The sequence below is a fragment of the Vreelandella sp. H-I2 genome, assembly GCF_052959335.1.
In genome coordinates, this window is sequence record NZ_JBRAMC010000024.1 from 1 (window position 1) to 505 (window position 505).

Genomic DNA, 505 nt, shown 5'->3' on the forward strand with positions numbered 1-505 from the left:
TCCTTATTCTGTCTTGTTCCTCCGGCTAGTAAAGTCTATAATAATTGCATAACGAATGGATTTACCATGTCCTGACACAAAAGGATGACCGGTGTGCACATTGCTGAACATATCGTTTTCATCATCCTGATCATCGTTTTGATTTTTGCGACGATCACCGATCTGCGCGAACGGTTGATCTATGACCGGTTCGTGCTGGTCGGTCTGGGGGCGGTGTTGGCCGTCCGCTTCTTTTTTCGGGAAGTACCCTGTTGGGATTATCTTCTCACCGGCCTGGGTGTCACCTTTGCCTTGGCCACCGTGGCGGTGGTAACCGGCGGAAAGGCCATCGGAGGAGGTGATATCAAGGTATTCGGCCTGATCGGCCTTGCCCTCGGCTTTGAGAAGTTCCTGTTGGTATTCATCCTTTCGCATCTGCTGGCCGCCTTTTACATCCTGGCGCGAAAGCTGTTGCGCCGGGAGCGGATAAACGGACAAACCGGCATTCCCTTTGCCCCCTACATCC

The 505-nt window shown here is 52.5% G+C and carries 1 protein-coding gene; it reads left to right on the forward strand.

Annotated elements, in window-relative coordinates:
• Nucleotides 1-93: 93 nt before the first annotated feature.
• A partial coding sequence (locus ACUVOF_RS21950; RefSeq protein WP_447046335.1) for a prepilin peptidase occupies nucleotides 94-505 on the forward strand: 412 nt, incomplete at its 3' end.